At 55.6% G+C, this 25,616-nt stretch carries 24 protein-coding genes; 11 read left to right on the top strand and 13 right to left on the bottom strand.

The window, feature by feature from the left end; genetic code table 11:
• The coding region (locus tag GO007_RS29230; RefSeq protein WP_223261805.1) for a glycoside hydrolase family 2 TIM barrel-domain containing protein at nucleotides 1-1,912 on the top strand (1,912 nt) is incomplete at its 5' end.
• A 256-nt stretch (nucleotides 1,913-2,168) separates the two neighbouring features.
• The gene (locus GO007_RS20850) at nucleotides 2,169-3,434 is read left to right on the top strand and encodes an MFS transporter (RefSeq protein ID WP_095103296.1); all 1,266 of its coding nucleotides are present in this window, start codon (nucleotides 2,169-2,171) and stop codon (nucleotides 3,432-3,434) included.
• 37 nt (nucleotides 3,435-3,471) lie between these two features.
• Here the strand turns inward: GO007_RS20850 and GO007_RS20845 are convergent, their stop codons facing one another.
• Together GO007_RS20845 and GO007_RS20840 are read right to left on the bottom strand one after the other, a co-directional pair.
• Nucleotides 3,472-4,560, bottom strand: coding sequence for an AAA family ATPase (locus GO007_RS20845; protein WP_095103294.1), 1,089 nt, complete (start codon nucleotides 4,558-4,560; stop codon nucleotides 3,472-3,474).
• A gap of 84 nt (nucleotides 4,561-4,644) precedes the next feature.
• The gene (locus tag GO007_RS20840; RefSeq protein WP_045859573.1) at nucleotides 4,645-4,905 is read right to left on the bottom strand and encodes a hypothetical protein; all 261 of its coding nucleotides are present in this window, start codon (nucleotides 4,903-4,905) and stop codon (nucleotides 4,645-4,647) included.
• A gap of 287 nt (nucleotides 4,906-5,192) precedes the next feature.
• On the opposite strand from GO007_RS20840, the gene bla reads away from it, so the two are divergent.
• Nucleotides 5,193-6,047: a PLA/ORN/TER family class A beta-lactamase gene (gene bla / locus GO007_RS20835; protein ID WP_095103292.1), complete on the top strand. Its 855-nt coding sequence runs from the start codon at nucleotides 5,193-5,195 to the stop codon at nucleotides 6,045-6,047.
• Between the two features lie 358 nt (nucleotides 6,048-6,405).
• Complete coding sequence (locus tag GO007_RS29610) at nucleotides 6,406-6,576, top strand: YnfU family zinc-binding protein (RefSeq protein WP_223261804.1); 171 nt, start codon at nucleotides 6,406-6,408, stop codon at nucleotides 6,574-6,576.
• A gap of 332 nt (nucleotides 6,577-6,908) precedes the next feature.
• Here GO007_RS29610 and GO007_RS20830 read toward each other — a convergent pair whose 3' ends face one another.
• A complete protein-coding gene (locus GO007_RS20830) occupies nucleotides 6,909-7,118 on the bottom strand; it encodes a hypothetical protein (protein ID WP_095103290.1) in 210 nt (69 codons plus the stop codon).
• Between the two features lie 451 nt (nucleotides 7,119-7,569).
• Between GO007_RS20830 and ydfZ the strand changes: the two genes are divergently transcribed.
• Complete coding sequence (gene ydfZ, locus GO007_RS20825) at nucleotides 7,570-7,773, top strand: putative selenium delivery protein YdfZ (protein ID WP_095103288.1); 204 nt, start codon at nucleotides 7,570-7,572, stop codon at nucleotides 7,771-7,773.
• Between the two features lie 122 nt (nucleotides 7,774-7,895).
• On the opposite strand, the gene GO007_RS20820 is transcribed toward ydfZ, so the two are convergent.
• Nucleotides 7,896-8,099 (bottom strand): hypothetical protein, encoded by a 204-nt coding sequence (locus GO007_RS20820; RefSeq protein WP_095103286.1) that lies wholly within the window; start codon nucleotides 8,097-8,099, stop codon nucleotides 7,896-7,898.
• A gap of 631 nt (nucleotides 8,100-8,730) precedes the next feature.
• Entirely contained in the window at nucleotides 8,731-10,776 is a 2,046-nt protein-coding gene (gene dcp, locus GO007_RS20815) for a peptidyl-dipeptidase Dcp (RefSeq protein ID WP_095103281.1), read from the bottom strand.
• Nucleotides 10,777-10,970: 194 nt separating this feature from the next.
• On the opposite strand from dcp, the gene ydfG reads away from it, so the two are divergent.
• On the top strand, nucleotides 10,971-11,720 hold the full coding sequence (ydfG, locus tag GO007_RS20810) for a bifunctional NADP-dependent 3-hydroxy acid dehydrogenase/3-hydroxypropionate dehydrogenase YdfG (protein WP_095103279.1): 750 nt from the start codon (nucleotides 10,971-10,973) through the stop codon (nucleotides 11,718-11,720).
• 89 nt (nucleotides 11,721-11,809) lie between these two features.
• Nucleotides 11,810-12,496 carry a GntR family transcriptional regulator gene (locus GO007_RS20805; RefSeq protein WP_041145734.1) on the top strand — a complete coding sequence of 229 codons (687 nt, stop codon included), beginning with the start codon at nucleotides 11,810-11,812 and terminating at the stop codon, nucleotides 12,494-12,496.
• Between the two features lie 52 nt (nucleotides 12,497-12,548).
• On the opposite strand, the gene GO007_RS20800 is transcribed toward GO007_RS20805, so the two are convergent.
• The 7 genes from GO007_RS20800 to GO007_RS20770 all read right to left on the bottom strand — a co-directional run bounded on the left by GO007_RS20800 (nucleotide 12,549) and on the right by GO007_RS20770 (nucleotide 20,837).
• A complete protein-coding gene (locus tag GO007_RS20800; protein WP_041145735.1) occupies nucleotides 12,549-12,980 on the bottom strand; it encodes a universal stress protein in 432 nt (143 codons plus the stop codon).
• 292 nt (nucleotides 12,981-13,272) lie between these two features.
• On the bottom strand, nucleotides 13,273-14,736 hold the full coding sequence (locus GO007_RS20795; protein WP_095103277.1) for a mannitol dehydrogenase family protein: 1,464 nt from the start codon (nucleotides 14,734-14,736) through the stop codon (nucleotides 13,273-13,275).
• A gap of 161 nt (nucleotides 14,737-14,897) precedes the next feature.
• Nucleotides 14,898-16,232, bottom strand: a complete 1,335-nt coding sequence (locus GO007_RS20790) for an MFS transporter (RefSeq protein ID WP_095103275.1) — start codon at nucleotides 16,230-16,232, stop codon at nucleotides 14,898-14,900.
• A gap of 398 nt (nucleotides 16,233-16,630) precedes the next feature.
• Complete coding sequence (locus GO007_RS20785; protein ID WP_095103273.1) at nucleotides 16,631-18,007, bottom strand: MFS transporter; 1,377 nt, start codon at nucleotides 18,005-18,007, stop codon at nucleotides 16,631-16,633.
• Between the two features lie 51 nt (nucleotides 18,008-18,058).
• A complete protein-coding gene (locus tag GO007_RS20780; protein WP_095103270.1) occupies nucleotides 18,059-19,063 on the bottom strand; it encodes a Zn-dependent oxidoreductase in 1,005 nt (334 codons plus the stop codon).
• 10 nt (nucleotides 19,064-19,073) lie between these two features.
• Nucleotides 19,074-20,288, bottom strand: a complete 1,215-nt coding sequence (gene manD / locus GO007_RS20775; RefSeq protein ID WP_095103268.1) for a D-mannonate dehydratase ManD — start codon at nucleotides 20,286-20,288, stop codon at nucleotides 19,074-19,076.
• Between the two features lie 222 nt (nucleotides 20,289-20,510).
• The gene (locus GO007_RS20770) at nucleotides 20,511-20,837 is read right to left on the bottom strand and encodes a YnfA family protein (protein ID WP_095103266.1); all 327 of its coding nucleotides are present in this window, start codon (nucleotides 20,835-20,837) and stop codon (nucleotides 20,511-20,513) included.
• Between the two features lie 148 nt (nucleotides 20,838-20,985).
• Here GO007_RS20770 and GO007_RS20765 point away from each other — a divergent pair, with 148 nt between their 5' ends.
• Both GO007_RS20765 and speG read left to right on the top strand, forming a co-directional pair.
• Nucleotides 20,986-21,327 (top strand): DUF1283 family protein, encoded by a 342-nt coding sequence (locus tag GO007_RS20765; RefSeq protein WP_095103264.1) that lies wholly within the window; start codon nucleotides 20,986-20,988, stop codon nucleotides 21,325-21,327.
• Between the two features lie 70 nt (nucleotides 21,328-21,397).
• Nucleotides 21,398-21,958, top strand: a complete 561-nt coding sequence (gene speG / locus GO007_RS20760; RefSeq protein WP_095103262.1) for a spermidine N1-acetyltransferase — start codon at nucleotides 21,398-21,400, stop codon at nucleotides 21,956-21,958.
• Here speG and GO007_RS20755 read toward each other — a convergent pair.
• Complete coding sequence (locus GO007_RS20755; protein ID WP_095103260.1) at nucleotides 21,952-22,662, bottom strand: YnfC family lipoprotein; 711 nt, start codon at nucleotides 22,660-22,662, stop codon at nucleotides 21,952-21,954. The two genes, speG and GO007_RS20755, sit on opposite strands and share 7 nt — an antisense overlap.
• Before the next feature lie 103 nt (nucleotides 22,663-22,765).
• Between GO007_RS20755 and GO007_RS20750 the strand changes: the two genes are divergently transcribed.
• Complete coding sequence (locus GO007_RS20750; RefSeq protein WP_095103258.1) at nucleotides 22,766-23,029, top strand: DUF1161 domain-containing protein; 264 nt, start codon at nucleotides 22,766-22,768, stop codon at nucleotides 23,027-23,029.
• 147 nt (nucleotides 23,030-23,176) lie between these two features.
• Nucleotides 23,177-25,612 carry a selenate/tellurate reductase subunit YnfE gene (ynfE, locus tag GO007_RS20745; protein ID WP_095103257.1) on the top strand — a complete coding sequence of 812 codons (2,436 nt, stop codon included), beginning with the start codon at nucleotides 23,177-23,179 and terminating at the stop codon, nucleotides 25,610-25,612.
• Nucleotides 25,613-25,616 lie beyond the last annotated feature (4 nt).

Raw genomic sequence — 25,616 nt, 5'->3', positions numbered from 1 at the left:
CTATCCGAACGTCTCCCGCTGGTACGAACTGTGCAACCGGTACGGCCTGTACGTGGTCGATGAAGCCAATATCGAAACCCACGGCATGGTGCCGATGAACCGCCTTTCCGACGACCCGTCGTGGCTGCCGGCGTTTAGCGCCCGCGTGACGCGCATGGTGCAAAGCAACCGCAACCATCCGTCGATTATTATCTGGTCTCTGGGCAATGAATCCGGCGGCGGCGACAACCATCAAGCCCTCTATCACTGGCTCAAACGCAACGATCCTTCGCGGCCGGTGCAGTATGAGGGCGGCGGAGCGGATAGCAGCGCCACCGATATTATCTGCCCGATGTACGCCCGCGTTGAGCGCGACCAGCTCATTCCGGCGGTACCGAAATGGGGCATCAAAAAGTGGATCAGCATGCCGGGCGAGCAGCGCCCGCTTATTCTCTGCGAATACGCGCACGCGATGGGCAACAGCCTGGGCAACTTTGCCGACTACTGGCAGGCGTTCCGCGAGTATCCGCGCCTGCAGGGCGGTTTTATCTGGGACTGGGCGGATCAGGCGATTAGCAAAACTTTCGATGACGGCAGCACCGGCTGGGCCTACGGCGGTGACTTTGGCGATAAACCCAACGACCGTCAGTTCTGCATGAACGGGCTTGTTTTCCCCGATCGCCGCCCGCACCCGTCGCTTATAGAAGCCAAACACGCGCAGCAGTTCTTCCAGTTCGCGCTGCTGACGCAGTCGCCGCTGCGGGTCAGCGTAAATAGTGAATACCTGTTCCGCGCGACCAACAATGAAGTGCTGCGCTGGCAGGTTCAGTCAGCGGGCGAAACTTTCGCCAGCGGCAGCGCCGCCCTCGAACTCACGCCGCAGGGCCAGGCGGAGCTTACGCTGTGCGATACCCTGACCCTGCCTGCGGGAGCAAAAGAGGTCTGGCTGCTGCTGGAGGTGGTTCAGCCGCAGGCTACCGTCTGGTCGCCAGCCGAACACCGCGTGGCCTGGGAGCAGTTTGCCCTCGCCGCCCCGCTCGCGCTCGCCAAACCCGAGCCTGCCGGTAGCGCGCCGACGCTGGAGATCGATGAAGCGATCTATGTCGTCAGCCTGGGATCGCAGCAGTGGACCGTCGATCGTCACAGCGGGCTGCTCAGCCAGTGGCGCGCGGATGGCGTGGAGCAGCTGCTCACTCCGCTGCGCGACCAGTTTGTCCGCGCCGCGCTGGATAACGATATCGGCGTCAGCGAAGTGGAACGCATCGACCCTAACGCCTGGGTTGAGCGCTGGAAAAGCGCCGGTCTGTACGATCTTGAAGCGCGCTGCGTTCACTGCGAAGCCCAGCGTCTGGCCCATGAGGTGGTTATCGACAGCCGCTGGCACTATCTGCGCGGCGATGAAGCGGTCATCGTCAGCCGCTGGCGCATGACCTTTGATAGCGAAGGCCGTTTACATCTGGCGGTAGACGGCGAGCGCGCCGGCACCCTGCCGCCGCTGCCGCGAGTCGGCCTTAATTTCCAGGTCGCCGATCAGCAGCAGCCGGTCTCCTGGCTCGGCTACGGCCCACATGAAAACTACCCGGATCGCCGGAGCAGCGCGGAGTTCTCCCGCTGGCAGCTGCCCCTTGAGGAGATGAGCACGCCGTACATCTTCCCCACCGAGAACGGCCTGCGCTGCGATAGCAAAGCGCTGGACTGGGGACGCTGGCACGTCGCGGGCAACTTCCACTTCTCGGTGCAGCCCTACGGCACCGGGCAGCTGATGGCGACGGATCACTGGCACCGGATGCGCCCGGAGAGCGGCGTCTGGATTACCCTCGACGGCCAACATATGGGCGTCGGCGGCGACGACTCCTGGACCCCGAGCGTTCTGCCGCAATGGCTGCTGCAGGAGACGCATTGGCAGTATCAGATAAGCATTCATTTCCAATAATAAACCCTGAATAATCGGGCCGCGCCGCGGGTGATTCGTCAAGTGAATCGCCCGTCGGCCGCCTGGAGCATGACGGTATGTACTCTCATAATTCGGGTTGCAGGCAGGCGGCGACGCAGGAATTCCCCGGAGCTGACTGAAGTCAGCGGCTGGGGTGAGCAAGGAAAAGCAACGCGCATGCGATCTGAGGTATGACGGGTATAAACGGGGCGTTACTTCCCCAACCTTACAGGCATAATAAAAATGGAACCTCTCTATGAAATTCTCTGAACTCGCGCCGCGAGAACGGCATAACTTTATTTATTTCATGCTGTTCTTTTTCTTCTATTACTTCATTATGTCGGCCTATTTTCCCTTTTTCCCGGTGTGGCTGGCGGACGTTAACCACTTAACAAAAACGGAAACCGGGATCGTCTTCTCCTCAATTTCGCTGTTCGCCATTATCTGCCAACCGATATTTGGCCTGATTTCCGACAAGCTCGGGCTGCGCAAGCATCTGCTGTGGACGATCGTGGTTTTATTAATCCTGTTCGCCCCGTTCTTTATATTCGTTTTTTCACCGCTGCTGCAGATGAATATTATTGTCGGCGCGCTGGTGGGCGGAGTCTATCTGGGGATCGTCTTTTCCAGCGGCTCCGGCGCGGTCGAGGCCTATATCGAACGCGTCAGCCGCGCCAACCGTTTTGAATACGGCAAGGTGCGCGTCGCCGGCTGCGTCGGCTGGGCGATCTGCGCGTCGATTACCGGGATTCTGTTCGGCATCGACCCGAATATTACCTTCTGGATTGCCTCCGGTTTCGCGCTGGTGCTAGGGGGACTGCTGTGGTTTTCGCGTCCGGAAAGCAGCAATAGCGCCCAGGTGATGGACGCGCTGGGCGCAAACCGCCAGGCCTTCTCACTGCGCGTTGCCGCCGAGCTGCTGCGCATGCCGCGGTTCTGGGGGTTTATTATCTACGTCGTCGGCGTTGCCAGCGTTTATGACGTCTTCGATCAGCAGTTTGCTAACTTCTTTAAAGGCTTCTTTGCCAGCCCGCAGCGCGGAACCGAAGTCTTTGGCTTTGTCACCACCGGCGGCGAACTGCTTAATGCGCTGGTCATGTTCTGCGCCCCGGCAATTGTTAACCGCATCGGGGCGAAAAATGCGCTGCTGACCGCGGGGGTAATTATGTCGGTGCGCATTCTCGGCTCCTCATTCGCCACCACCGCGGTCGAAGTCGTCATATTAAAAATGCTGCATATGTTTGAAGTTCCGTTCCTGCTGGTCGGCACCTTTAAATATATCTCTTCCGCGTTTAACCCGAAGCTCTCCGCCACCCTGTTCCTGATTGGTTTTAACTTATCGAAACAGCTCTCCGGCGTGGTGCTGTCGGCGTGGGTGGGACGCATGTACGACACCGTAGGATTCCATCAGGCCTATCTGATCCTCGGTTCGATTACGCTCTGCTTTACGATTATTTCGCTGTTTACCCTGAAAGGCAGTAAAACCCTGCTGCCGGCCCCGGGATATAACAACGCCGCCTGAGGCGCAGAGCGCGTCGCCCGCCGCCTGCGGCGGGCTTTTATGTCCTGATCCGGGTCTCGCCGCCGCTGTTTTCCAGCTCGTAAATTTGGCTTTCCGCCAGCGACGAGATGAGCTCGGTCAGCTCTGCCGAGTGGCTGGTCAGCCAGATTTGGCTATAGCGCGATGCTTCGACAATCAGCCGCGCCAGCGCCGGAAACATCTGCCGGTGCAGGCTATTTTCCGGCTCGTTGATCGCCAGAAATGCCGGCGGCCTTGGGCTCAGCAGCGCCACCGCCAGGCACAGAAAGCGCAGGGTGCCGTCAGACATTTCCGCCGCCAGCAGCGGCCGGTAAATGCCGTCGCGCCGCATCTTTATCGAAAAGCGCGAATTCTCATTTTCACAGAAGAAACGGCACTCCGGAAAGGCGCTCTCGAGGATTTCGTGCAGCAGCTCCTCGGCGCCAATTTCGACAATCGTCTGAAACGCGGCGGCCAGGTTATGCCCGTCGCTATCCAGCACCGGCGATCGGTAACCCACCGCCGGATGGCGCAGCGCGGAATGGCGGCCGATGTTGAATTCGTGATAAAAGCGCCACTGGCGCATGGTCTCCCGGACCCGGGATATTTCCGGGAAGCGATGGGGTTCACCAAGCTGGCCGAAGATCGATTCATTCTCGTAGATGGTGTCGGTAAAGGTGTTTTTCTCGCCGTGCACGTCAATCAGGAACGCCGCCTGGTTTTTGCGCTGCAGCACTCTGGCCGAGGGGCGGCGGGAGAAGCCGGCCAGCCAGATAGACTCCTCTTTCACAATCGGATCGAGCATAAACTGGGTGGGATACGGCAGCTTCTCCGGGAATCCAACCTGCAGCTCATAGTCGAACTGTTCCGTCAGGCAGGAGATCTGCAGCCGTTTCGGGTAGCGGGCCGTGGGCGCGCTCTTCCCGGACCACATAATATTTTCCAGGCCGCCTTCCTCGCTGATATAGCTGGAAAATTTACCGTCCGCGGAGGCGGTGAGAAGATGGATGGCTTTGTAGATATTGGACTTGCCGCAGCCATTTGGGCCAAAGACGATATTCAGCGCCCCCAGCTCCAGCTCGATATCCCTGACCGATCTGAAATTTTGTATGCGGAGATGGTGGATCATGGTGCTCCCTAAGATCGCGAAATCATTTGCCGCCGCCGGGAGAACGCCGCCTGCCCGGACGACGATCGGTCGTCCGGTACAGGCTCAGCATAGCGATTTCTTCATACCCCGGGTCAGCGCAACTCGCGTTAGCTTATCCGTATCGTCGTGAGTATCGCTAAACACGCCAAAAAAGTAACGCTCATTATCGATAGTCTGCGAGACGATCCGATAACTCAGCGGCTGCCCGGATTTCGCGCCATATTGCGCGGCGGTGACGGAAAGTTCCGTCGCGGTATCGGCGACGCTGACCAGCAGGCCATCCGCCTTCCCCCCCACCAGCATGACCTTAATTAGCGGGTCCACCATGTTCCTCCCGGATTGGGGTCAATGATTAACGTTCGGTAGCCGACGTCTGGTAGCAATAACGCTACCTTCAGTACATTCTTATAGTTCATACCGGCCTTAAATAAAAAAACTCTTTCTTATATTGAGCTAAGCATTGATTATTACGACTAAAAGCTGACGAATGATGAAGGAAAAAAGGGTAATTGTGAATCTTCGCATCTCTTATTTCGCATTATTTGTATGAGAGTCGCCGGGCTAAGCCCAGCGCGGCGTGAAGAATTAAAAACTAAGGAACAGTACCCGGAATGCGCCACTATAGTTTTGCCCTGATCCCCCTGCTCGCCGTATTCGCCCTGCCCGGCTGGGCTCATGACGCTACGGTGAATAAAGTCAAAGCCGCAGAGAGCCAGCTCAAGGCCAGAGTGGGCTATGCGGAACTGGATTTAGCAAGCGGGCAACTGCTGGCCAGCTATCGCCCTGACGAACGATTCCCGATGATGAGCACCTTTAAAGTGCCGCTCTGCGCGGCGGTGCTCGCGCGCGTGGATGCCGGAGAGGAAAAGCTCGACCGCCGCGTCCGCTATCGCCAGCAGGATCTGGTTGAATACTCCCCGGTGACCGAAAAGCACCTCGCCGACGGTATGACGGTCGCCGAGCTGTGCGCTGCGGCAATCACCCTCAGCGATAACAGCGCCGCTAACCTGCTGCTGGCGAGCGTCGGTGGCCCGGAGGGGTTAACCGCCTTCCTGCGCCGCAGCGGGGACCAGACTTCACGGCTCGACCGTCTGGAGACCGAGCTTAATGAGGCTCTGCCCGGCGATGCGCGTGATACCACCACCCCGCAGGCGATGGCAAAAACCCTGCGCAACCTGCTCACCGGCAGCGTGCTCTCCGCTTCATCACGGCAGCAGCTGCGCCGCTGGATGGTTGATGACAAGGTCGCCGGCCCGCTGCTGCGCTCGGCGCTGCCGAACGGCTGGTTTATCGCCGACAAAACCGGCGCGGGCAATCGCGGCTCGCGCGGTATTATCGCCGCCCTCGGCCCGGACGGGCAGCCCGCGCGCATCGTTATTATTTATTTAACCGGCACCGAGGCATCGATGGAAGAGAGAAACCGGGAGATTGCCGGGATCGGCGAGACGCTGATTAAGCACTGGTAAGGCAGGCGCTGTCGCTGGCGAGGCGGCAGCGGCCAACGGACGCCCGTCGCGCCCGGCGAGTAAAACGGGCATATGACTGCTGCCCGGTTTTTTTAGCATCCGCGCAATGCGCGGATGCTGCCCGCGCCACGACGTGGACAGCGTCTGCTATACCGTCAGCGAGTTTAAGCGGAGTCCGCCAATCTGGAAAGTCATGTAAGCCTTTATTTTTTATTACATTACATCTATAGGGAATCGGTTCTTCGCTGCCGTACTGCACATTTAAGGTTTAAGTAACCGCGAAAGATCGGTGGTTATAAAGCAAGCTATTTTCTCTCCAATGGTATATGGTTAGTAACCGCTCACCAGGACAAATATCATGTCTATTCTCAAAGATAAGGTACGTACATTACGACCGTTAAAAAGTACCTGCCCCCACTGCTCTCGCCAGTCAACGCATAGCCTGTCGAGAATTAAAAACGATATAACGTTAATCTGCCCCTACTGCGGCAATATTTTCCTTCCTTCTGAAAGTAAACCAATCAAATAATTGATTGATGACCCGCCAGCTGAAGTTTGAGTCCGCTCTCAGGCTTCAGTAAACAGAAGGCTCAAGCGCGATACCTTATTTTGGGTCAGGATCGGCTTATTCGGACGTCCCCTCCAACTGGTCAGCCTTATCACCGGTATCGCCGGGCGCCCGGCTGCGGCCCCCTTCGGGCGATCGACACGCTCGTCCTCTTCAGCGGATGCGAATGTCAACGTCAGCGCTCCACACAATAGCCCCTGAAGAAACATCTTTTCCAACCATAGAATGAATATCGTTCTGTCGACACAAATAAAAAAGCTGCCGCAGGGCAGCCTTAAACTAATAAGAGTCGATTAATATCGCTTCATTGTATTGATCGGCGTTCTTTCTGACCAGTCAGGCCGCTCACCAGCCATAATCGCGCGCTGTTGCGATGGCGTCACCGACTGGGTTATTTCAGGCATTGGCTTGTAAACAGGCTTTGTCGCTGGAGCGATCGCAATATCAGAACTACACCCAGATAGCAGGAAAATAGCCAGTGCAAATATATTAAACTTAATCATTTTCAACCCTTCCATTGGGATAAAATATTACAGAAATGCTGTGGTGCCTCCCGGTGAGCCTTTGTCTGACCGACTATGACCCGCGTTATCATCAGCTGGCAATACCTTCTGCGACATTACCTGGTCAGTACGCCCCTCCGCATAGGGGGATTCACCACATAGTAAAATTATCCAGTAGATAATAATTTCGTCAATCTATTTCACGGGATTGTCGCATAAGAAACGCGCCGTAGCGGATTGAAATGATAGCGATTTTTAGCCGTCATACGCTGGGCGCACGGGTCACCGGCAGGTCAAGCCACTCACCGGGAAACGGAGAAAAAAGTGTGACATTGATCAAAAACAAAAAATATTTATGTCAAAGGTGTATTTGTATTACATCCGCTTGTTAACTACGGACCTGATTGTTAAGCGGATTTTTTATACCCAGACATTAAGAGGAGAAATAACCATGATCACTTATGATCGTAATCGTAACCCTATTACCAATGGCAGCCGGGTTATGATTAATGGGACTCGTAGAACAGGTAAGATCGTTGCCATACATTCTAATGGGTTAACTCCAGCCCAGTTGCGCCGCGGTAAAACCGTCGAAGTGGAAGGCTGTGAAGGCCAGTTTGAACCCGTTGAACTGATTCGCATCGGTTTCCACTAACGATAAGAATGCCGCTGAGGCGGCATTCATGAATCAAACAGATTTAATTAAAGTCTCTACCCATCATCGTATTCTTCCCACAGGCAAGGCTTAGGCTAACCGACGCGCATTCCCCCCTCCTTCTACCTTTTCGAGATGGTCAGCATATAAACCGCTAACTCCACCGCTAAACCTATATCATCTTCCTGCCACGTCCCCTTAATCTTCTCGGCGATAGATTCCTTCGATATATCGGCCTTTTCCTCCACTAGCTGCACTACCGCAGTCCCTATCACGTTAATAATTTGAGGTCGCATTCGCATAAAAAACACATTTTCTTTTAACATAACCACACACCTCCTGCGGTCTTTTAGCAGGATAACATGGCGTATTATTAGAGGGATCGAAATTTATGCCCTCATTCCCGTATTCAAATGAACTCATTGTCGCCCTGTAGCGCCACTCTGAATATGGCAAGTATTTTGCAAAATCACCTCTTACTAAGATGCAAATGGCAGGAGGTGATGATGTTTCGGAAAATTTCCCCGAGCGAACAAGGGCTAATGACGTTGCTGAAACTGGGGCGACTATGTTGGTGCGACCCGCTTGGCCCCCCGCCGCCTGCATATGCAAACAACAGCAGCTACTTTCGGTACGTGGGACTACATCCGAATCGAATAGATATCGATGAGCAGACGCTGCTCCGCTGGGCGGAAAACGCAGAGTTATACGAATATATGAAAGAAAAACTCAACGCCCCGCCCACAGAGAAATGGGGCTAGAACAATCCTGTTTTTCGCCCTGCCGATAAGATTGCTCCGTACGTCATTTAGACAATAACCCCCCAGAGAATGGCTGCGGGGTTTGGAGCGATGAATTGACTTACTGCGTTCCCTTGACGATCTGCGAACGGTTCGGGGTGCGCATCATTGCACCTTAACAGTGCAATGATGGACGGTTGAAGGATTCCCGGTGGCCCTAGGCACTCAACCCGCGATTCGCCAGCATCGGTTCAATCTTTGGATCGTGCCCGCGCCACTGGCGATACAGTTCAGCTAAATCAGTGCTGTTGCCGCGCGACAAAATAGCCTCGCGGAAGCGCTGGCCGTTTTCGCGGGTCAGGCCGCCCTGTTCAACAAACCACTGATAGCCGTCGTCCGCCAGCATCTGCGTCCACAGATAGGCGTAATAGCCCGCGGCGTAGCCGCCGCCGAAAATATGTGAAAAGAAGCTGCTGCGATAGCGCGGCGGTACGGCGGCAAGATCGCAACGCTCCGCGCGCAGGGCCGCAGCCTCAAACGCATCAACATCCTGCGGGACGTTCGCCGACGACAGGCTATGCCAGTGCATATCCAGCATCGCCGCCGCCAGCAGTTCGCTCATGTCGTAGCCTTTGTTAAACTTCGCCGCACGGTACATGCTCTCACGCAGCGCGTCGGGCATCGCTTCGCCGGTTTGATAATGGCGCGCGTAGCGGGCGAATACCTGCGGCTCGCTGGCCCAGTGCTCAAAGATTTGCGACGGAAACTCGACAAAATCACGCGGCGTATTGGTTCCCGACAGGCTGGCATAGCGCTGGCTGGCGAACAGCCCGTGCAGCGCGTGGCCGAATTCGTGGAATAAGGTGATGGTTTCATCCCACGACAGGAGCGCGCTGTGGCCCGCAGCGGGCTTTTGATAGTTACAGACGTTGTAGATAACCGGCTGCTGCTTCAGCAGCGTGGATTGCTCAACGAATACGTCCATCCACGCGCCGCCGCTTTTCGAATCTCGCGCGTAATAGTCGCCGTAAAATAGCGCAATACCGGCGCCGTTAGCGTCGAAAATTTCCCACACCCGCACATCCGGATGATAGAGCGGAATATCGAAACGCTCGACGAAGCGCAGACCAAACAGCTGCGATGCGGCCCAGAATACGCCATCCTGCAGCACGCGATCGAGGGCAAAATAGGGCCTGAGCTGCGCCTCATCGATAGCAAACCTGGCGCGCCGCACCTGTTCGGCATAATAGGGCCAGTCCCAGGCGGCGGCGGTGAAATTCTCGCCTTCATCATCAATAACCTGCTGAATATCCGCCAGCTCCTGCTCCGCTCTGGCGCGCGCCGCCGGAGCAATTCGGCGCATAAACGCCAAGGCCTGCTCGGGCGCGCCCGCCATCTGATCGGCCATTGACCAGCTGGCATAGTCAGCGGCCCCCAGCAGCTCCGCTTTCTGCGCCCGGATCGCCACCAGCCGCAGCAGCAGTTCGCGGGTATCGTTAGCATCCCCCTTCTGATTGCGCGTCCAGCCTGCGGCAAAGAGGTTCTCACGGGTCTGGCGACTGCGCAGTGAGAGCAGCGCCGGCTGCTGGGTGGTGTTGAGCAGCGGCAGCAGCCAGCAATCGCGGAGGCCCTTTTCAGCAGCCGCGTTTGCGGCCTCGCTAATCTCCTCCGCGCTGAGCCCGTCCAGCTGGTGCAGATAATCAATCACCAGCCCGCCGGATTTTGCCGCGCTCAGGAGCCGCTGCTGGAACTGGCTCTGTAGCGCTGCGGCCTGGGTATTCAGCCCCCGCAGCACCGATTTTTGCTCCTCCGCTAACCGCGCCCCCGCCAGCATAAACCGCTGCCAGGTGACCTCCAGCAGGCGCCGGGATTCTGCATCAATGCGCAGATTATCGCGCTCCTCCCACACGCGTTTCACGCGTTCAAACAGCGCCGTGTTAAGCCAGATATCGTTGCCTGCCTGCGCAAGCTCGGCGGAAAACTGCTCGTCAAGCTGCTGCAGAAGCGGATTGGTATGCGCCCCGGCCATCGCAAAAAAGACCCGGGTCACGCGCGACAGCAGCTGTCCGCTCAGCTCCAGCGCCACCAGCGTATTGGCAAAATCCGCGGGCGCCGGATTATTCACTATCGCGGCAATCTCTTCGCGCTGGCGCCGCATCCCTTCATCGAAGGCCGGACGGTAGTGTTCATCCTTGATCAGATCGAAATGCGGCGCCTGATAAGGCAGCAGGCTGACGCTTAAAAAGGGGTTATTTTCCGACATTATTATCTCCAGGCAGCGGGCATCAGGTTAGATTAGGCAACTCATTGATTGACCGCAATCATTTATCGCGGAGGCGCCTGGCCGCGCCTCATTTTTCATCGTCGCTAACCGCATCAGGCGCAATGATTTCCGTTACCGGTCCTCGTTAACGCATGCTATGGTATGACGACACAAAAGCGTTGAGGAACAGTAAGATGATTATCCTGGTTACCGGAGCAACAGCAGGTTTTGGTGAAAGCATGACCCGCCGCTTTGTCGCGAATGGTCATAAAGTGATCGCCACCGGACGTCGTGACGAACGTCTGCAAACGCTGAAAGATGAGCTCGGCGACGGCATTTACACCGCCCGGCTCGACGTGCGTAATCGCGCGGCCATCGAAGAGATGATCGCCGGTCTGCCCGCGGAATGGCAGGCCATCGACGTGCTGGTCAATAACGCCGGTCTGGCGCTGGGGCTGGAGCCTGCGCACAAGGCCAGCGTTGAGGACTGGGAAGATATGATCGATACCAACAACAAAGGGCTGGTCTATATGACCCGCGCCGTGCTGCCGGGAATGGTTGAGCGCAACCGCGGTCATATTATCAATATCGGTTCAACCGCCGGCCGTTGGCCCTATGCGGGCGGTAACGTCTACGGGGCGACCAAGGCCTTCGTTCGCCAGTTTAGCCTCAACCTGCGTACCGACCTGCACGGCACGGCGATTCGCGTAACCGACATCGAGCCTGGGCTGGTGGGCGGGACCGAGTTTTCCAACGTCCGCTTTAAAGGCGACGACGCCAAAGCCGGTAAAGCCTATGAAAATACCCAGGCGCTGACGCCGGATGACGTGACGGAAGCCGTGTGGTGGGTCGCCAACCTGCCCCAGCACGTCAATATCAACACGCTGGAAATGATGCCGGTCAGCCAAAGCTTCGCCGGCCTAAGCGTGCACCGCCAGGGCTAATCCCGTTGCCCGGCCTGCGGGCCGGGTATGGGCGCAAAGGCAAAAAACGCGTAAAATAGCGCACATAATCCATTAAAAAGTAATCATCAATGGCCGCAGAATCACAGCTCAATCCAACACAGCCTGTAAATCAGCAAATTTATCGGATCCTTCGCCGGGATATCGTCCATTGTCTGATCCCACCCGGCACGCCGCTGTCTGAAAAGGAAGTCTCCGTGCGCTTTGACGTTTCCCGTCAGCCGGTGCGCGAGGCGTTTATTAAGCTGGCGGAAAATGGTCTGATCCAAATTCGCCCCCAGCGCGGCAGCTACGTCAATAAAATATCCCTTTCGCAGGTCCGCAACGGCTGCTTCGTGCGCCAGGCCATCGAGTGCGCGGTGGTTCGTCGGGCGGCGGGAATGGTGAACAGCGAGCAAATTTATCAGCTTGAGCAAAATCTTAATCAGCAGCGCACGGCGGTTGAACGCCAGCAGCTCAATGATTTCTTCCAGCTGGACGATGAGTTTCATCAGAAGCTGTCGCTCATTGCCGACTGCCAGCTTGCCTGGGACACCGTGGAGAATATTAAGGCGACGATTGACCGGGTGCGCTATATGAGTCTCGATCACATCAGCTCGCCGGAAATGCTGCTGCGTCAGCATCACCAAATATTCAAGGCGCTGGAAAATCGCGATGCCGACGCGGTAGACGCGGCGATGCATCTGCACCTGCACGAAATAAGCGAGTCGGTACTATTAATTCGCCAGGAAAACCGCGACTGGTTTAGCGAGGAGTAGTTGCGCTAGCGGCAGGCGCACTCTCCTGCCGCGAAAGATGCAGACCGGGCCGTTATCGAACCACCAGCACCGGTATTTTAGCGTAGCGTAAAATAGACTCGGCGTTAGAGCCCAGCAGATGGGTGGAAATACCCGGTTTGCGCGAGCCGACAACAATCACGTCATACTCATCGCTATTGCTGATAGCTAATATTTCATCACGCACGTTGCCAAACACGACCCGGGTATGAAGACGCTCTGGCGGAATTGAAAACAGACGCGACAAGGTCTTCATTTTCTTCTCAGACTCCTCTTTCATAAACGCTTCGAATTTATGAATATCTGCCGCAAAACCGCGCAAAATAGAGCGACTGCTGTTTGGCAGAACGTTTAATAACGTAATTTCGCCGTTTTCCGCTGATGCTAAAAATTCAGCGTGACGTACGGCCTTATCGCTTAAATCCATTTCAAAAACATCTACAGGCAATAAAATTTTTTTGTACATAGCCCGCTCTCCTTTTTCCCGAGGAAGTGTATTTCAGTAGCCTCACTATGACATAACTATCCTAAATGGAGAACAAACAATCCGCCGAATAAATATTTAATCCATTAAAACAGATGCAAATTATATTTATTTAGTTATGGATAGCTATAGTTATGTATATTCAATGGTCTCGATCATATTTATTGCAGAAAGAGTGAAGATCGGCAGAATTACGTACGGGTAAGAGGCGCCGGCCGGCTCTATTACCCGTAGCAGCGTTAATGCCGCCGGAGCCGGCGGCATTGAAGAGCGGTTACTGCGCCAGCGCCCAGGCCGCAACGGTCGCTTTAGCTCCCTGACGCTGCAGCGAAAGATAGGCCTGAGTCACCGCGTCGACAAAGCGCGCATCCAGCGCCAGGCTGGCGCCGAAAATCGCCTCGATGCCGAGCAGCGCGTTCACCCGCGCTTCGCCATCGGCGCTCTCGCGCACTGCCTGCTGGATCACCGGCAGCAGCGGGTCGCAAATCTCAATCGCCTCTCCCCGGTCGTCGACGCCGCTGACGTAGCGCATCCAGCCGGCCACGCCCAGCGCCAGCAGGCTAAAGTCGCTCTGCTGCGCCAGATGCCAGCGTACCGAATCCAGCATCCTCTGCGGCAGCTTCTGGCTACCGTCCATCGCAATCTGCCACGTCCGGTGCTGAAGCGCCGGATTGCTATAACGATCGATCAGCAGCCCGGCGTAGCGAGCCAGGTCAACGCCCTGCACTTTCAGCGTCGGCGCCTGTTCATCCAGCATCAGGCTGCGGGCGGCGCGACGATAGTTTTGGTCCTGCATACAGTCGTTAATGTGCTGATATCCGGCCAGGTAGCCGAGGTAGGCAAGGAAAGAGTGGCTGCCGTTGAGCATGCGCAGCTTCATCTCTTCAAACGGCACAACGTCCGCCACCAGCTCCGCGCCGGCCTTTTCCCATTCCGGGCGACCGGCGACGAAATTATCTTCAATCACCCACTGGCGGAACGGTTCGCAGGCGACGCCGGCCGGATCGCGCACGCCGGTCAGCTGTTCGATTTTATCCAGGGTCGCGGGGGTCACCGCAGGAACAATACGATCGACCATCGTTGACGGGAAGGTCACGTTAGCGGCGATCCAGTCGGCAAGCTCGCCATCAATCGCCCGCGCCAGGGCGCAGACGACGTTGCGCAATACGTGGCCGTTTTCCGGCATATTGTCACAGGACATCACGCTGAATGCCGGTAAACCGGCGGCTTTACGCCGCGCCAGCGCTTCAACAATAACGCCGGGCGCAGACTTCGGCTGATGCGGGTTTTGGACATCGGCGACAATCAGCGGATGATCCAGCTGCAGCTCACCGGTGGCCGGCGAATGACAGTAGCCCTTTTCCGTGATGGTCAGCGAAACAATCGCCACCTGCGGCTCACACATTTTTGCCAGCACGCTTTCCAGCCCCTCGACCTGGGCGTGCATCGCCTGCTTAACGACGCCAACCACCCGCGCCGTCCAGGCATCCGCCGACATTTCGGCGACGGTATACAGCAGGTCCTGCTGTTGCAAATCGGCAATTTGCTGCTCGCCGCCAATCAGGTTTACTTCGGTATATCCCCAGTCGCTGCCATGTTCCGCGGCCAGAATATCGGCATAAACCGCCTGGTGCGCGCGGTGAAAGGCGCCGAAACCGAGGTGCACAATACGGGAAATCAGTTTTGTACGATCGTAGTCAGGAAGTGCAGCCTTTGCCGCCAATAGCTTGTTTTGCATTATATAACCTACTTATAAATGAAATCAGGACTGTCTCAGAGTAACGCCTGTATGGTTGTATGTTTTGATTTGAATTAAGTTTTGCAGTATTGGTATGACATCATTTTGAAGTTATGTACCACACGGAGAGGTTTTGGCGGCATTGAAGCCGCCAGGGATTGTTAGTGTTTTTGCCACTGCTGGTATTCACGCTTGAGCCGCTGTGGTGCAGTTTCTGGCATCATCAGCAAGCCAATTATTGAGATAACACCCAAAACAATGACGTAGGTTGCAAGTCCGTAATAATGGCCACCTGTAACTTGCAGAATCTTCACCGCCACCAGGCCAAGGATCCCGCTACCAATAAGAGATCCCATCTGCCAAATCAATGCAATACCGCTACAACGAATATGGGTCGGGAACAGTTCAGGGAAATATGATGCCTGTGGGGCATAACACATACTGTGCCCTACGCTCAGAACCAAAATCATCACTAACTGAGTAAGCCAGAAACTATCCTGATTAATAGCAAGGAAGAATGGAACAATCATAATAACTTGAATCAACGCCCCAATAATATAAACTGGTTTGCGCCCGATTTTATCACATAGCGATCCCATCAGCGGTATTGCAATAATTTCTATTATTACAGCAACAATCATTGCTTCCATCAAAATATTAGCATCGAGATTATTTGCCTTACCATAGGCCAAAACAATGACTGTAAACATCGCAAATGTACACGCTTCGATCAATTTTGCGCACACTCCCTTTACAACAATTCCGGGGAAATCACGAATAACTTCAACCAATGGGCGAGATTCTTCAGCCTTGGTCTCACGAATTTGAGCGAACACTGGCGATTCATCAATTTTTAAACGAATAAACAACCCTACAATAACCAGTAGCAGACTTAACAGGAACGGTATACGCCACCCGTAGTCCATCATCGCCTCTGGAGAGAGCGTGGCATTCAATAAAGCAAACAGAGCTAATGGAAGCAGAAAACCAACTGGTGCACCGATTTGAACCCAACTGGAGAAGAATCCACGATGCTTTGGTTCAGAATATTCAGCTGTCATCAATACCGCACCGGCCTGCTCACCGCCAACACCAAAGCCTTGTAACACACGAATAAAGATAAGCAATGCTGGAGCCCAAATACCAATTTTTTCATACGTCGGTAACAGCCCAATACAAAACGTACCTAACCCTACAATTAATATTGTAATCACCAGCGCTTTTTTACGGCCAACCTTATCGCCGATATGACCAAAAACAATTCCACCTAATGGCCGCGCTAAGAAACCAACTGCATATGTTGCAAAAGCTGCAAGAGTACTAATTAAAGGATCGTCACTTGGGAAAAATAGATGTCCAAAAAAGAGTACCGCTGCCGTTCCGTATGCAAAAAAGTCATAATATTCTGCAGCGGTCCCAATTGCAGATGCACTGGCTACTCGGCGAATAATAGTTTTATTACCTGCACCACTTTTAACTTCGACTGAACTAACCATAGGTTTTTTTTACCTTTTATAGGGTATTGGGTTAATCAACATCTTTCGTGCGTACACATTATGCTTACCCGTTTCCCAAGGTGCCGTCTCCTATCCGGGTAATCGGTAGACAGTCCGGGTCGGGCGGGTATTTTTCCCTCAGCACTCGTCAAACTTATTACTCAGCCCGGATGTCACTAAGGTGCGTACAGCCATTATCTAAGGTTTAACTACGGGGAAAAACGTCGAGCATCTGTTCGGAATAGCGCTTGTACTCCCGGAAGCCAAAGTTCGGTACCCACAGGTCAAATTAGCCTTAGGCGAAGTGCGTTCTACGACCGGGAGGCCATGGTTAATATCAATAATCACTTTTCAGATATAAAACCAGAAAATAATAGCGCCGAACTAAAGGCTGTTATTTAAATATACTGACCGGATTTCTGTTCTTCACGCAACAGGGCAGTATCAGCCGCATCGTTAGCCAGGCTCAGATCGCGGTCGCGTACTTCCGGCATCAGGGATGCGGCAAGCAGGCCGATAACCGAATAACTCACCAGCATCACCACGATGGGCAGCCACGAGTCGGTCATATTACAGAGAATACCCGCCAGCACCGGGCCGAAGCCAACGGCAACCAGTCCCCCCATCTCTTTTGAGATAGCCATTCTGGTGAAGCGATTGCGCGATCCAAACAGCTCGGCCATCGTAATATTTTCGAGCGCAAACAGACCCAGCACCGCCACGTTATGGATCACAACCAACGAGGCCATAATGGTGCTCACGCTGTGGCTTTTATCCATGATAATCGCCAGCATCGGATAGGCTAAAATAATCGCGGAGATATTCACGATAATATATGGAATGCGCCGCCCTACCTTATCTGAAAGCCAGCCCAGCAGCGGAATAGTGATAAAACCAATCACCGAACTAATCATTAACGCATCTGTTGGGATCGCTTTATCAAACAGCAGGGTTTGCACCAGATAGCCCGCAAGAAAGGTTTGAATCAGCCCCGAGTTGCCCGCCTGGCCGAAGCGCAGGCCCGTTGCCAGCCAGAACGATTTACTCTTCAGCATCGCGCCGAAGGTATTCTCCTGGATGCTGGCGGCGCTCTGCCGGCTGCCGCCCTCGGCGACTTTTTCGAATACCGGGCTTTCTTTGAGGTTTAAACGCAGCCAGATGGCGAAGATCATCACCACCACGCTGGCAAGGAACGGAACGCGCCAGCCCCACGCCACCAGCTGCTCGCGGTCGAGCAGGAAGAACATCACCGCCCAGATAGCCGTGGCGCTGAGGGTGCCGCAGTTGGTTCCCATCGCCACCAGCGAGGAGATAATCCCGCGCTTACCTTTCGGCGCATATTCTGCCAGCATCGTGCCGGCCCCGGATATTTCCGCTCCGGCCCCCAGCCCCTGAATCACGCGCAGGGTAACCAGCAGCACCGGTGCCAGGATCCCCACCTGGGCATAGGTCGGCAAAACGCCGATTAGCGTCGTACATATGCCCATCATGGTGATCGTAATAAAAAGCACTTTCTTCCGGCCGATGCTATCGCCCATTTTGCCGAAAATAAACGCCCCGACGATGCGGGCAACATATCCTGCGCCGTAGGTCCCCATCGCTAAAATCAGCGCCATCGCCGCGGATTGCTCGGGGAAGAATATTTCATGGAATACCAGCGCGGCGCCTAAAGAGTAAAGCTGGAAATCCATAAACTCCAGCGCGGTGCCTAACCAGCCGGATACAGCCGCGCGGATGAGATCGGAGGTTGTTCTCTCATTCTTTACTGTCGTCATCTTTATAATCTCTAATTGTGTAGGATATAGAGTCTGGCGTTGTATTGAGTGTCAGAAGGTTAATAAAACCTTACAGCAGCTCTTCCTGTCATTTTCAAATAACTCAATTGCCTCAGCGACCTGTTGATAGTCAAAGGCATGGGTAATTAACATCTCTGGATTAATGAGCCCCTGCTCCAGCCATTGCAGAACAACCGGGAATTTATTGGCGTTAAGCCGCGAGGAAAATATCGACAGCTCTTTACCGGTAATACCCTGTTGCGCCACATGGGACGGTTCAGTGGAGAACCCCATCAGGACAATTCTGGCCGCCGGCGACGCCAGCGTAACCGCCTCCTGGAGAATTGTCGGGTGGCAGGCGGCGTCGATAATCAGCGTTGGCTTCACCTGTAATACCTCAGCTAATGACGCTTCGCCGTTATTGATCGCGCGGTCCGCGCCGTTACGTTTTGCCATCTGCAAACGCTCTTCGATTCGGTCAACCACAATGACCTGGCCGACTTTGTACACCTGCTTGAGTACCTGGATGGTGGTTAAGCCCATCGGGCCGGCGCCGTAAACCAGCGCCACATCCTGCCCGGTCGGCGTCACTTGCCCGGTCACGTTGGCGGCGATAGTGAAGGGTTCAACCATCACCGCATACCTGTCCGGAACGCTGTCCGGCACCCGCCAGGCGTTTTTCGCCGGCACCACCGCATACTCGCTGAAGCCGCCGTCCCGATGCACGCCGAGCACCACCAAAGAGGTGCAGACGTTCGGTTTGCCTACCGAGCAGGGATAGCAGTGCCCGCAGCTGATAACCGGGTCCACGCACACCCGCTGACCTATGGCTTTATCCGCCACATCGGCGCCGACGGCATCGATAATGCCGAAAAACTCATGGCCGATAACGCGCGGGTATTTTGCAAAGGGGTTGTGGCCGCGATAGATATGGCTATCCGAACCGCATATTCCCGCCAGCTGCACTTTGACCCGAACTTCCCCTGCGGCAGGCTGTGGAAGCGTGCGCTCTTCGATAACCAGCTCATTTGGCTGGCGAATAACGATACTTTTCATTTTATTCTCCTTACCAGTTCCACAATGTGCCGTCTTCTAACCGGGCAACCGGCAGGCAGGCCGGATCGTAGGGATATTTCGCCGCCAGCTTCTCGTCAAACTCAATTCCCAGCCCCGGCTTTTCCCCTGGGTGCATATAGCCACTGTCGAACGTCCAGCTATGAGGGAAAACGTCGAGCATCTGCTCGGAGTAGCCCATGTACTCCTGCACGCCAAAGTTCGGTACCCACAGGTCGAAGTGCAGCGCCGCCGCCATACAGACTGGCGACAGGTCGGACGGCCCGTGGGAGCCGGTGCGCACCTGATAGAGTGAAGCAAAATCGGCGATACGGCGCATGCCGGTGATCCCGCCGGCGTGGGTCACGGTGGTACGGATATAATCAATCAGCTGCTCCTCTATCAGCTGCTTGCAGTCCCAGATGCTGTTAAAGACTTCCCCCACCGCAATGGGCGTCACGGTATGCTGGCGGATCAGGCGGAAGCACTCCTGGTTTTCTGCCGGAGTCGGGTCCTCCATCCAGAACAGGCGATACTCCTCGATGCTCTTGCCAAAGCGCGCGGCTTCGATCGGCGTCAGGCGATGGTGCATGTCATGTAACAGGTGTTCATTGAAGCCAAATCTTTCGCGCACGGCGGCGAACAGCTGCGGGGTAAAATCAAGATACTTCTCCGTCGACCACAGCTGCTCTTCCGGCCACAGGCCCTTGGTCGCCGGCTCGTAGGCCTGCCCTTTACCTTTTGCCATCCCGTAGGTGGTCTTCATTCCCGGAATACCGCACTGCACGCGGATGGCCTTAAAGCCCATCTCTTTGTGGCGGGCATAATCATCCAAAACTTCGTCAATGGAGTGGCCCGTGGTGTGGCAGTAAACCATTACCCCTTCACGGGATGCCCCGCCCAGCAGCTGATACAGCGGCATCCCCGCCGCCTTCGCTTTAATATCCCACAGGGCCATATCGACGGCGGAGATGGCCGACATGGTCACCGGGCCGCGGCGCCAGTAGGCTCCCTTGTAGAAGAACTGCCAGATATCTTCGATACGCTGGGCATCGCGGCCGATAAGCTGCGGGCAGAGGTGATCCTGCAGGTACGATGCGACGGACAGCTCACGGCCGTTTAAGGTGGCATCCCCCAGCCCGACGATCCCGTCATCGGTCGTAATTTTTAGCGTGACAAAGTTACGTCCGGGACAGGTGACGAAAACTTCAGCGGCAACGATCTTCATCTTTTTTTATTCCTTACATCTCTGCGGTTAGTGAATAAAATTAAATCACCAGACCTACTACCATACAAGTATGATGATCGAAAAAGATGTCATCGATCACATTAATGCCCGGGCGTGACGCGGCGGTCATTTGCGAAAGAAAGGCGGAAAACAGAGGAGGAAACGGGCACAATGCCGCGCGAACGGCGCGGCGTTTGCCCGACGCCGCAGCTGACGGTTGGGCTAGGCGCGGCCCCACCCGGCGACGATAATCAGCATTCCGCACAGCGCAATAACGGCGCCGGCCCAGTCATAATGGCTGAGCTTAACGCCGTCAACGAAGCGCAGCCACAGCAGCGCGGTGCAGACATATACTCCGCCGTAGGCGGCGTAAACGCGCCCGCTCGCCGCCGGGTGCAGGGTCAGCAGCCAGACGAACATAACCAGCGCGAGCCCGGCGGGGAGCAGCAGCAGCGGCGTGGCGCCCCGCTTTATCCAGAGCCAGGGTAAATAGCAGCCGAGGATTTCGCACAGGGCGGTCGCAAAAAAGAGCAGCGTGGTTTTAAGCATTAAAGATACGTAAATAGCGCAGAGAATGGCGCCATTCTACGCGATAATTGCTCCGCTCCCACTTCCTTTTGCCGGGTATGCCGTAGAAAAGAGATGTAGTAAACTCATATTAAGGGCTAACCCTTTTTATCACTCAAAGGAAACCGTGATGAAAATGACACTGAATAAACGCTGGTGCCTGACCGCCATGCTGGCGCTGAGCGCCGCGGCTTACACCGCATCGTCTTTTGCCAAAACTGACACGCTGGTGATTGAATCCGGCGATAGCGCGCAGAGCCGTCAGCACGCCGCCATGGAAAAAGAGCAGTGGAACGATACCCGCTCTTTACGCCATAAGGTCAACACCCGCACCGAGAAAGAATGGGATAAGGCCGACGTCGCTTTTGATGCCCAGGATAACTGCCAGAAAAGCGCGAACGTCAACGCGTACTGGGAGCCGAACACCCTGCGCTGCCTCGATCGCCGCACCGGCCGCGCGGTAGCACCGTAACCCGTCACGCATGGCGCCTGCGGGCGCCATAATCCACTATTATCTCCAGCATTGCTGCACAGGAACTCCCATGACTGACGCTCATACCGTCAAGCTGCGCCCGCTAGAGCGCGAAGACCTCCGTTTTGTTCACCAGCTCGATAACAACGCCAGCGTCATGCGCTACTGGTTTGAAGAGCCGTATGAGGCCTTTGTCGAGCTCTCGGACCTCTATGACAAGCATATTCACGATCAGAGCGAACGCCGGTTTGTGATTGAGTGCGACGGTGAAAAAGCCGGACTGGTCGAGCTGGTTGAAATTAACCACGTCCACCGCCGCGCCGAGTTTCAGATTATTATCTCCCCGGATTATCAGGGGCGAGGTCTTGCTACCCGCGCCGCTAAGCTGGCGATGGACTACGGCTTTACGGTACTCAACCTCTATAAGCTGTACCTCATCGTCGACAGTGAAAATGAAAAAGCGATCCACATCTACCGCAAGCTTGGGTTTATGGTGGAAGGCGAACTCATTCACGAGTTCTTCATTAACGGCGAATATCGTAATACCATTCGGATGTGCCTGTTCCAGCACCAGTATCTCAGCGAACACCGCACGCCGGGCCCGACGCTGCTGAAGCCAACCGCTCAGTAGTATTCGATGCTATTTTTGATGGTGTAGCGGCGCGTTAACGGCGGCTGCACGCTTTCATCGACAACCTGCAGCTCGCACTTCACCGGGTTGTCGTGACCATCGTAGTCGCAGGTCTGCCGCACGCTGCCAAGCTCACGATCGTTAAAGGTGCTCACCGCCGTGTAGTCCAGCTTTTTACGCGGATCGGCCGCCGGCGTTGAGACCACCGTAAAGCGCTGATCTTTGGCGGTGGTGGTTTTGCCTAGCGGATAGCCTTCGTCATCGTACCGGTAGCTGGCCGTGGTCTCTTTGCCTCGCGCGGTCACCACGAAGCCATTATCATCCGTTTCCCAGCTCATCCCCGCCGACGGCATTTCGGCAAGCTGACACTTACCCTGCAGACGCAGGCGCTTTTCCCGCGTTTGCGCATCGAGATAGTAGTTCGCGTCAAGCAGCAGCGTCGCGCCGGTGTTGTTTTCGCGATCCTGGAAAGCCAGCAGATCGAAGCAGCCCTCGCTGGATAATCGTCCGCTGACCTGTTTCACCACTTCATCATGTTCATCGAGCAGCGTCTGGCTGAAATCTTTCACCGGGCCACGCAGCGGATCAAATTCAAATTCGTTGGAGAAACTCGCCATTTCAGGCGTAAAAGCCTGCGGCGCGGATTTATTGTCGCAGGCGCTGAGCGCCACGGCCGCCAGTACCAGTAAAAACAGTTTGTTCACGCCCGGTTCCTTCTGTGTACATATGCAATCATATTAGCAAATACAATTGTTTACACCAGTTCTGCTATGCTTAGATCTGGATGACGTTAATAAGGAGTTTATGATGAAAATATCACCCTGGCTATGCGCGGCTCTGCTGCTGGGTTCGACATCAGCGCTTGCCGCACCGGATTCCTGCGAACGCGTAAAAAACGATATTCAGCAGAAAATTATCAATAACGGCGTACCGGCGACGGGCTTTAGCCTGAGCATTGTCCCCAGCGACCAGCCTGACCAGCCCGGCGCCCAGGTTGTCGGACATTGCGCCAACGACGCCTATAAAATTACCTATACCCGCGGCGCCGGTACCGACAGCGAAGCGCAGTAGCTCTCCGCTGCTTCAAGTGAAAGATATTATCCCTGGGTTGACCAGGGATAATATCCACCTACCTCTATATAAGTATTATTACTCTCCCGTCCGCACGAATTAAGCCACCGGCGGAATTTCATCATAATAACAATCAGGGAGTGAGTAATGTCTGATCCGGAATATGATGGCGGCCTCAGCCGTCGTACCCTAATAAAATCCTCAGCGATCGGTTCACTGGCATTAGCGGCCGGCGGACTGTCGCTTCCGTTTAGCCTGCGCGGCGCGGCGGCGGCCGTTCAGCAGGCCGCCCAGGGCGAAGAGCGGGTGGTGTGGGGAGCCTGCTCGGTTAACTGCGGCAGCCGCTGCGCCCTGCGTCTGCACGTCCGCGATGACGAAGTGGTGTGGGTTGAGACCGATAACACCGGGCAGGATATTTATGGCGATCATCAGGTGCGTGCCTGTCTGCGCGGCCGCTCTATCCGCCGGCGCATCAACCACCCTGACCGCCTGAACTATCCGATGAAACGAGTCGGTAAACGCGGCGAAGGAAAGTTTGCACGCATCAGCTGGGACGAAGCGCTGGACACCCTGGCGAGCAGCCTGCAGCGGATCGTTAAGGAGTACGGTAACGAGGCGGTCTATATCAACTACTCTTCCGGGATCGTCGGCGGCAATATGACCCGCTCGTCGCCCTCCGCTTCCCCGGTGACCCGCCTGATGAACTGCTACGGCGGCTCGTTAAACCAGTACGGAACCTACAGTACCGCCCAAATTGCCTGCGCCATGCCCTACACCTACGGCACCAACGAAGGCAACAGCACCTCCGACATCGAGAACAGCAAGCTGGTGGTGATGTTCGGCAATAACCCGGCGGAAACCCGCATGAGCGGCGGCGGGATAACCTATTATCTCGAACAGGCCCGCGAGCGCTCCAACGCCAGAATGATCGTTATCGATCCGCGCTATATCGATACCGCCGCCGGGCGTGAAGACGAATGGATACCCATTCGTCCCGGAACCGATGCGGCGCTGGTGGCCGGTATCGCCTGGGTGCTGATTACTGAAAACCTTGTCGACCAGCCGTTCCTTGATACCTGCTGCGTGGGCTACGATGAAAAAACGCTGCCCGCAGGCGCGCCGGCAAATAGCCATTATAAGGCCTACATCCTTGGCGAAGGTGATGACGGAACCGCTAAAACGCCGCACTGGGCGTCGCTGATTTGCGGCGTTCCGGTCGATCGTATCGTCAAGCTGGCGCGAGAAATCGGCAGCACCAAACCGGCCTGTATTTGTCAGGGCTGGGGACCGCAGCGCCAGGCCAACGGCGAGCTGACCGCAAGGGCGATCGCCATGCTGCCGATTCTGACCGGTAACGTCGGGATTAGTGGCGGCGGCAGCGGCGCGCGTGAATCAACCTATACCATCACCATCGAGCGCCTGCCGGTGCTGACTAACCCGGTGAAAACCGCCATCTCCTGCTTCAGCTGGACCGACGCCATCGAGCGCGGGCCGGAAATGACCGCCCTGCGCGACGGCGTACGCGGGAAGGATAATCTGGACGTCCCGATCAAGTTCCTGTGGAACTACGCCGGGAATACCCTCGTCAATCAGCACTCTGACATCAACAGGACCCACGAGATTCTGCAGGACACGACAAAGTGCGAAACCATCGTGGTGATTGATAACTTTATGACCTCATCGGCTAAGTATGCCGATATCCTGCTTCCGGACCTGATGACCGTCGAGCAGGAGGACATTATTCCTAACGATTACGCCGGTAATATGGGCTACCTGATCTTTATTCAGCCCGCCACGTCGCCGAAGTTTGAGCGAAAACCGATTTACTGGATCCTCAGCGAAGTGGCAAAACGCCTTGGCGATGATGTCCTGCAAAAGTTTACCGAAGGACGAACCCAGGAGCAGTGGCTGCAGCACCTTTACGCCCTGATGCTGGCGAAAGACCCCGCGCTGCCCGGCTACGACGAACTCAAAGCAATGGGGATCTATAAGCGTAAGGATCCCGCAGGACATTTTGTCGCCTACCGGGATTTCCGCCGCGACCCGCTCGCCAATCCGCTCAAGACGCCTTCCGGTAAAATTGAGATCTACTCCAGCCGGCTGGCCGACATCGCCGCCAGCTGGCAGCTGGCGGCGGATGAAACCATCAGTCCGCTGCCGATGTACGCCTCCACCTTTGAAGGCTGGGATGACCCGCTGCGCAGCCAGTTTCCGCTGCAGCTTTTTGGCTTCCACTATAAGGCACGTACCCACTCAAGCTACGGCAATGTCGATATTCTCCAGGCCGCCTGCCGCCAGGAGGTGTGGATTAACCCGCTGGACGCGGAACCGCGCGGGATTAAAAACGGCGATCTGGTACGCGTCTTTAACCAGCGCGGCGAGCTGCGCATTCCGGCGAAAGTGACGCCGCGCATTATGCCCGGCGTATCGGCAATGGGTCAGGGCGCGTGGCATGACGCCAACATGCTCGGCGATCGTATCGACCGCGGCGCCTGCATTAATACGCTGACCACCCATCGTCCGTCGCCGCTGGCGAAAGGTAATCCGCAGCACACCAACCTGGTTGAAATCGCCAAAGTCTGAGGAG

The sequence above is a fragment of the Klebsiella sp. 10-1 genome, assembly GCF_009758445.1.
Taxonomy (GTDB): domain Bacteria; phylum Pseudomonadota; class Gammaproteobacteria; order Enterobacterales; family Enterobacteriaceae; genus Klebsiella; species Klebsiella scottii.
The sequence above is the reverse complement of the archived record's forward strand: the minus strand, read 5'-3'. Positions and strand labels throughout refer to the sequence as shown.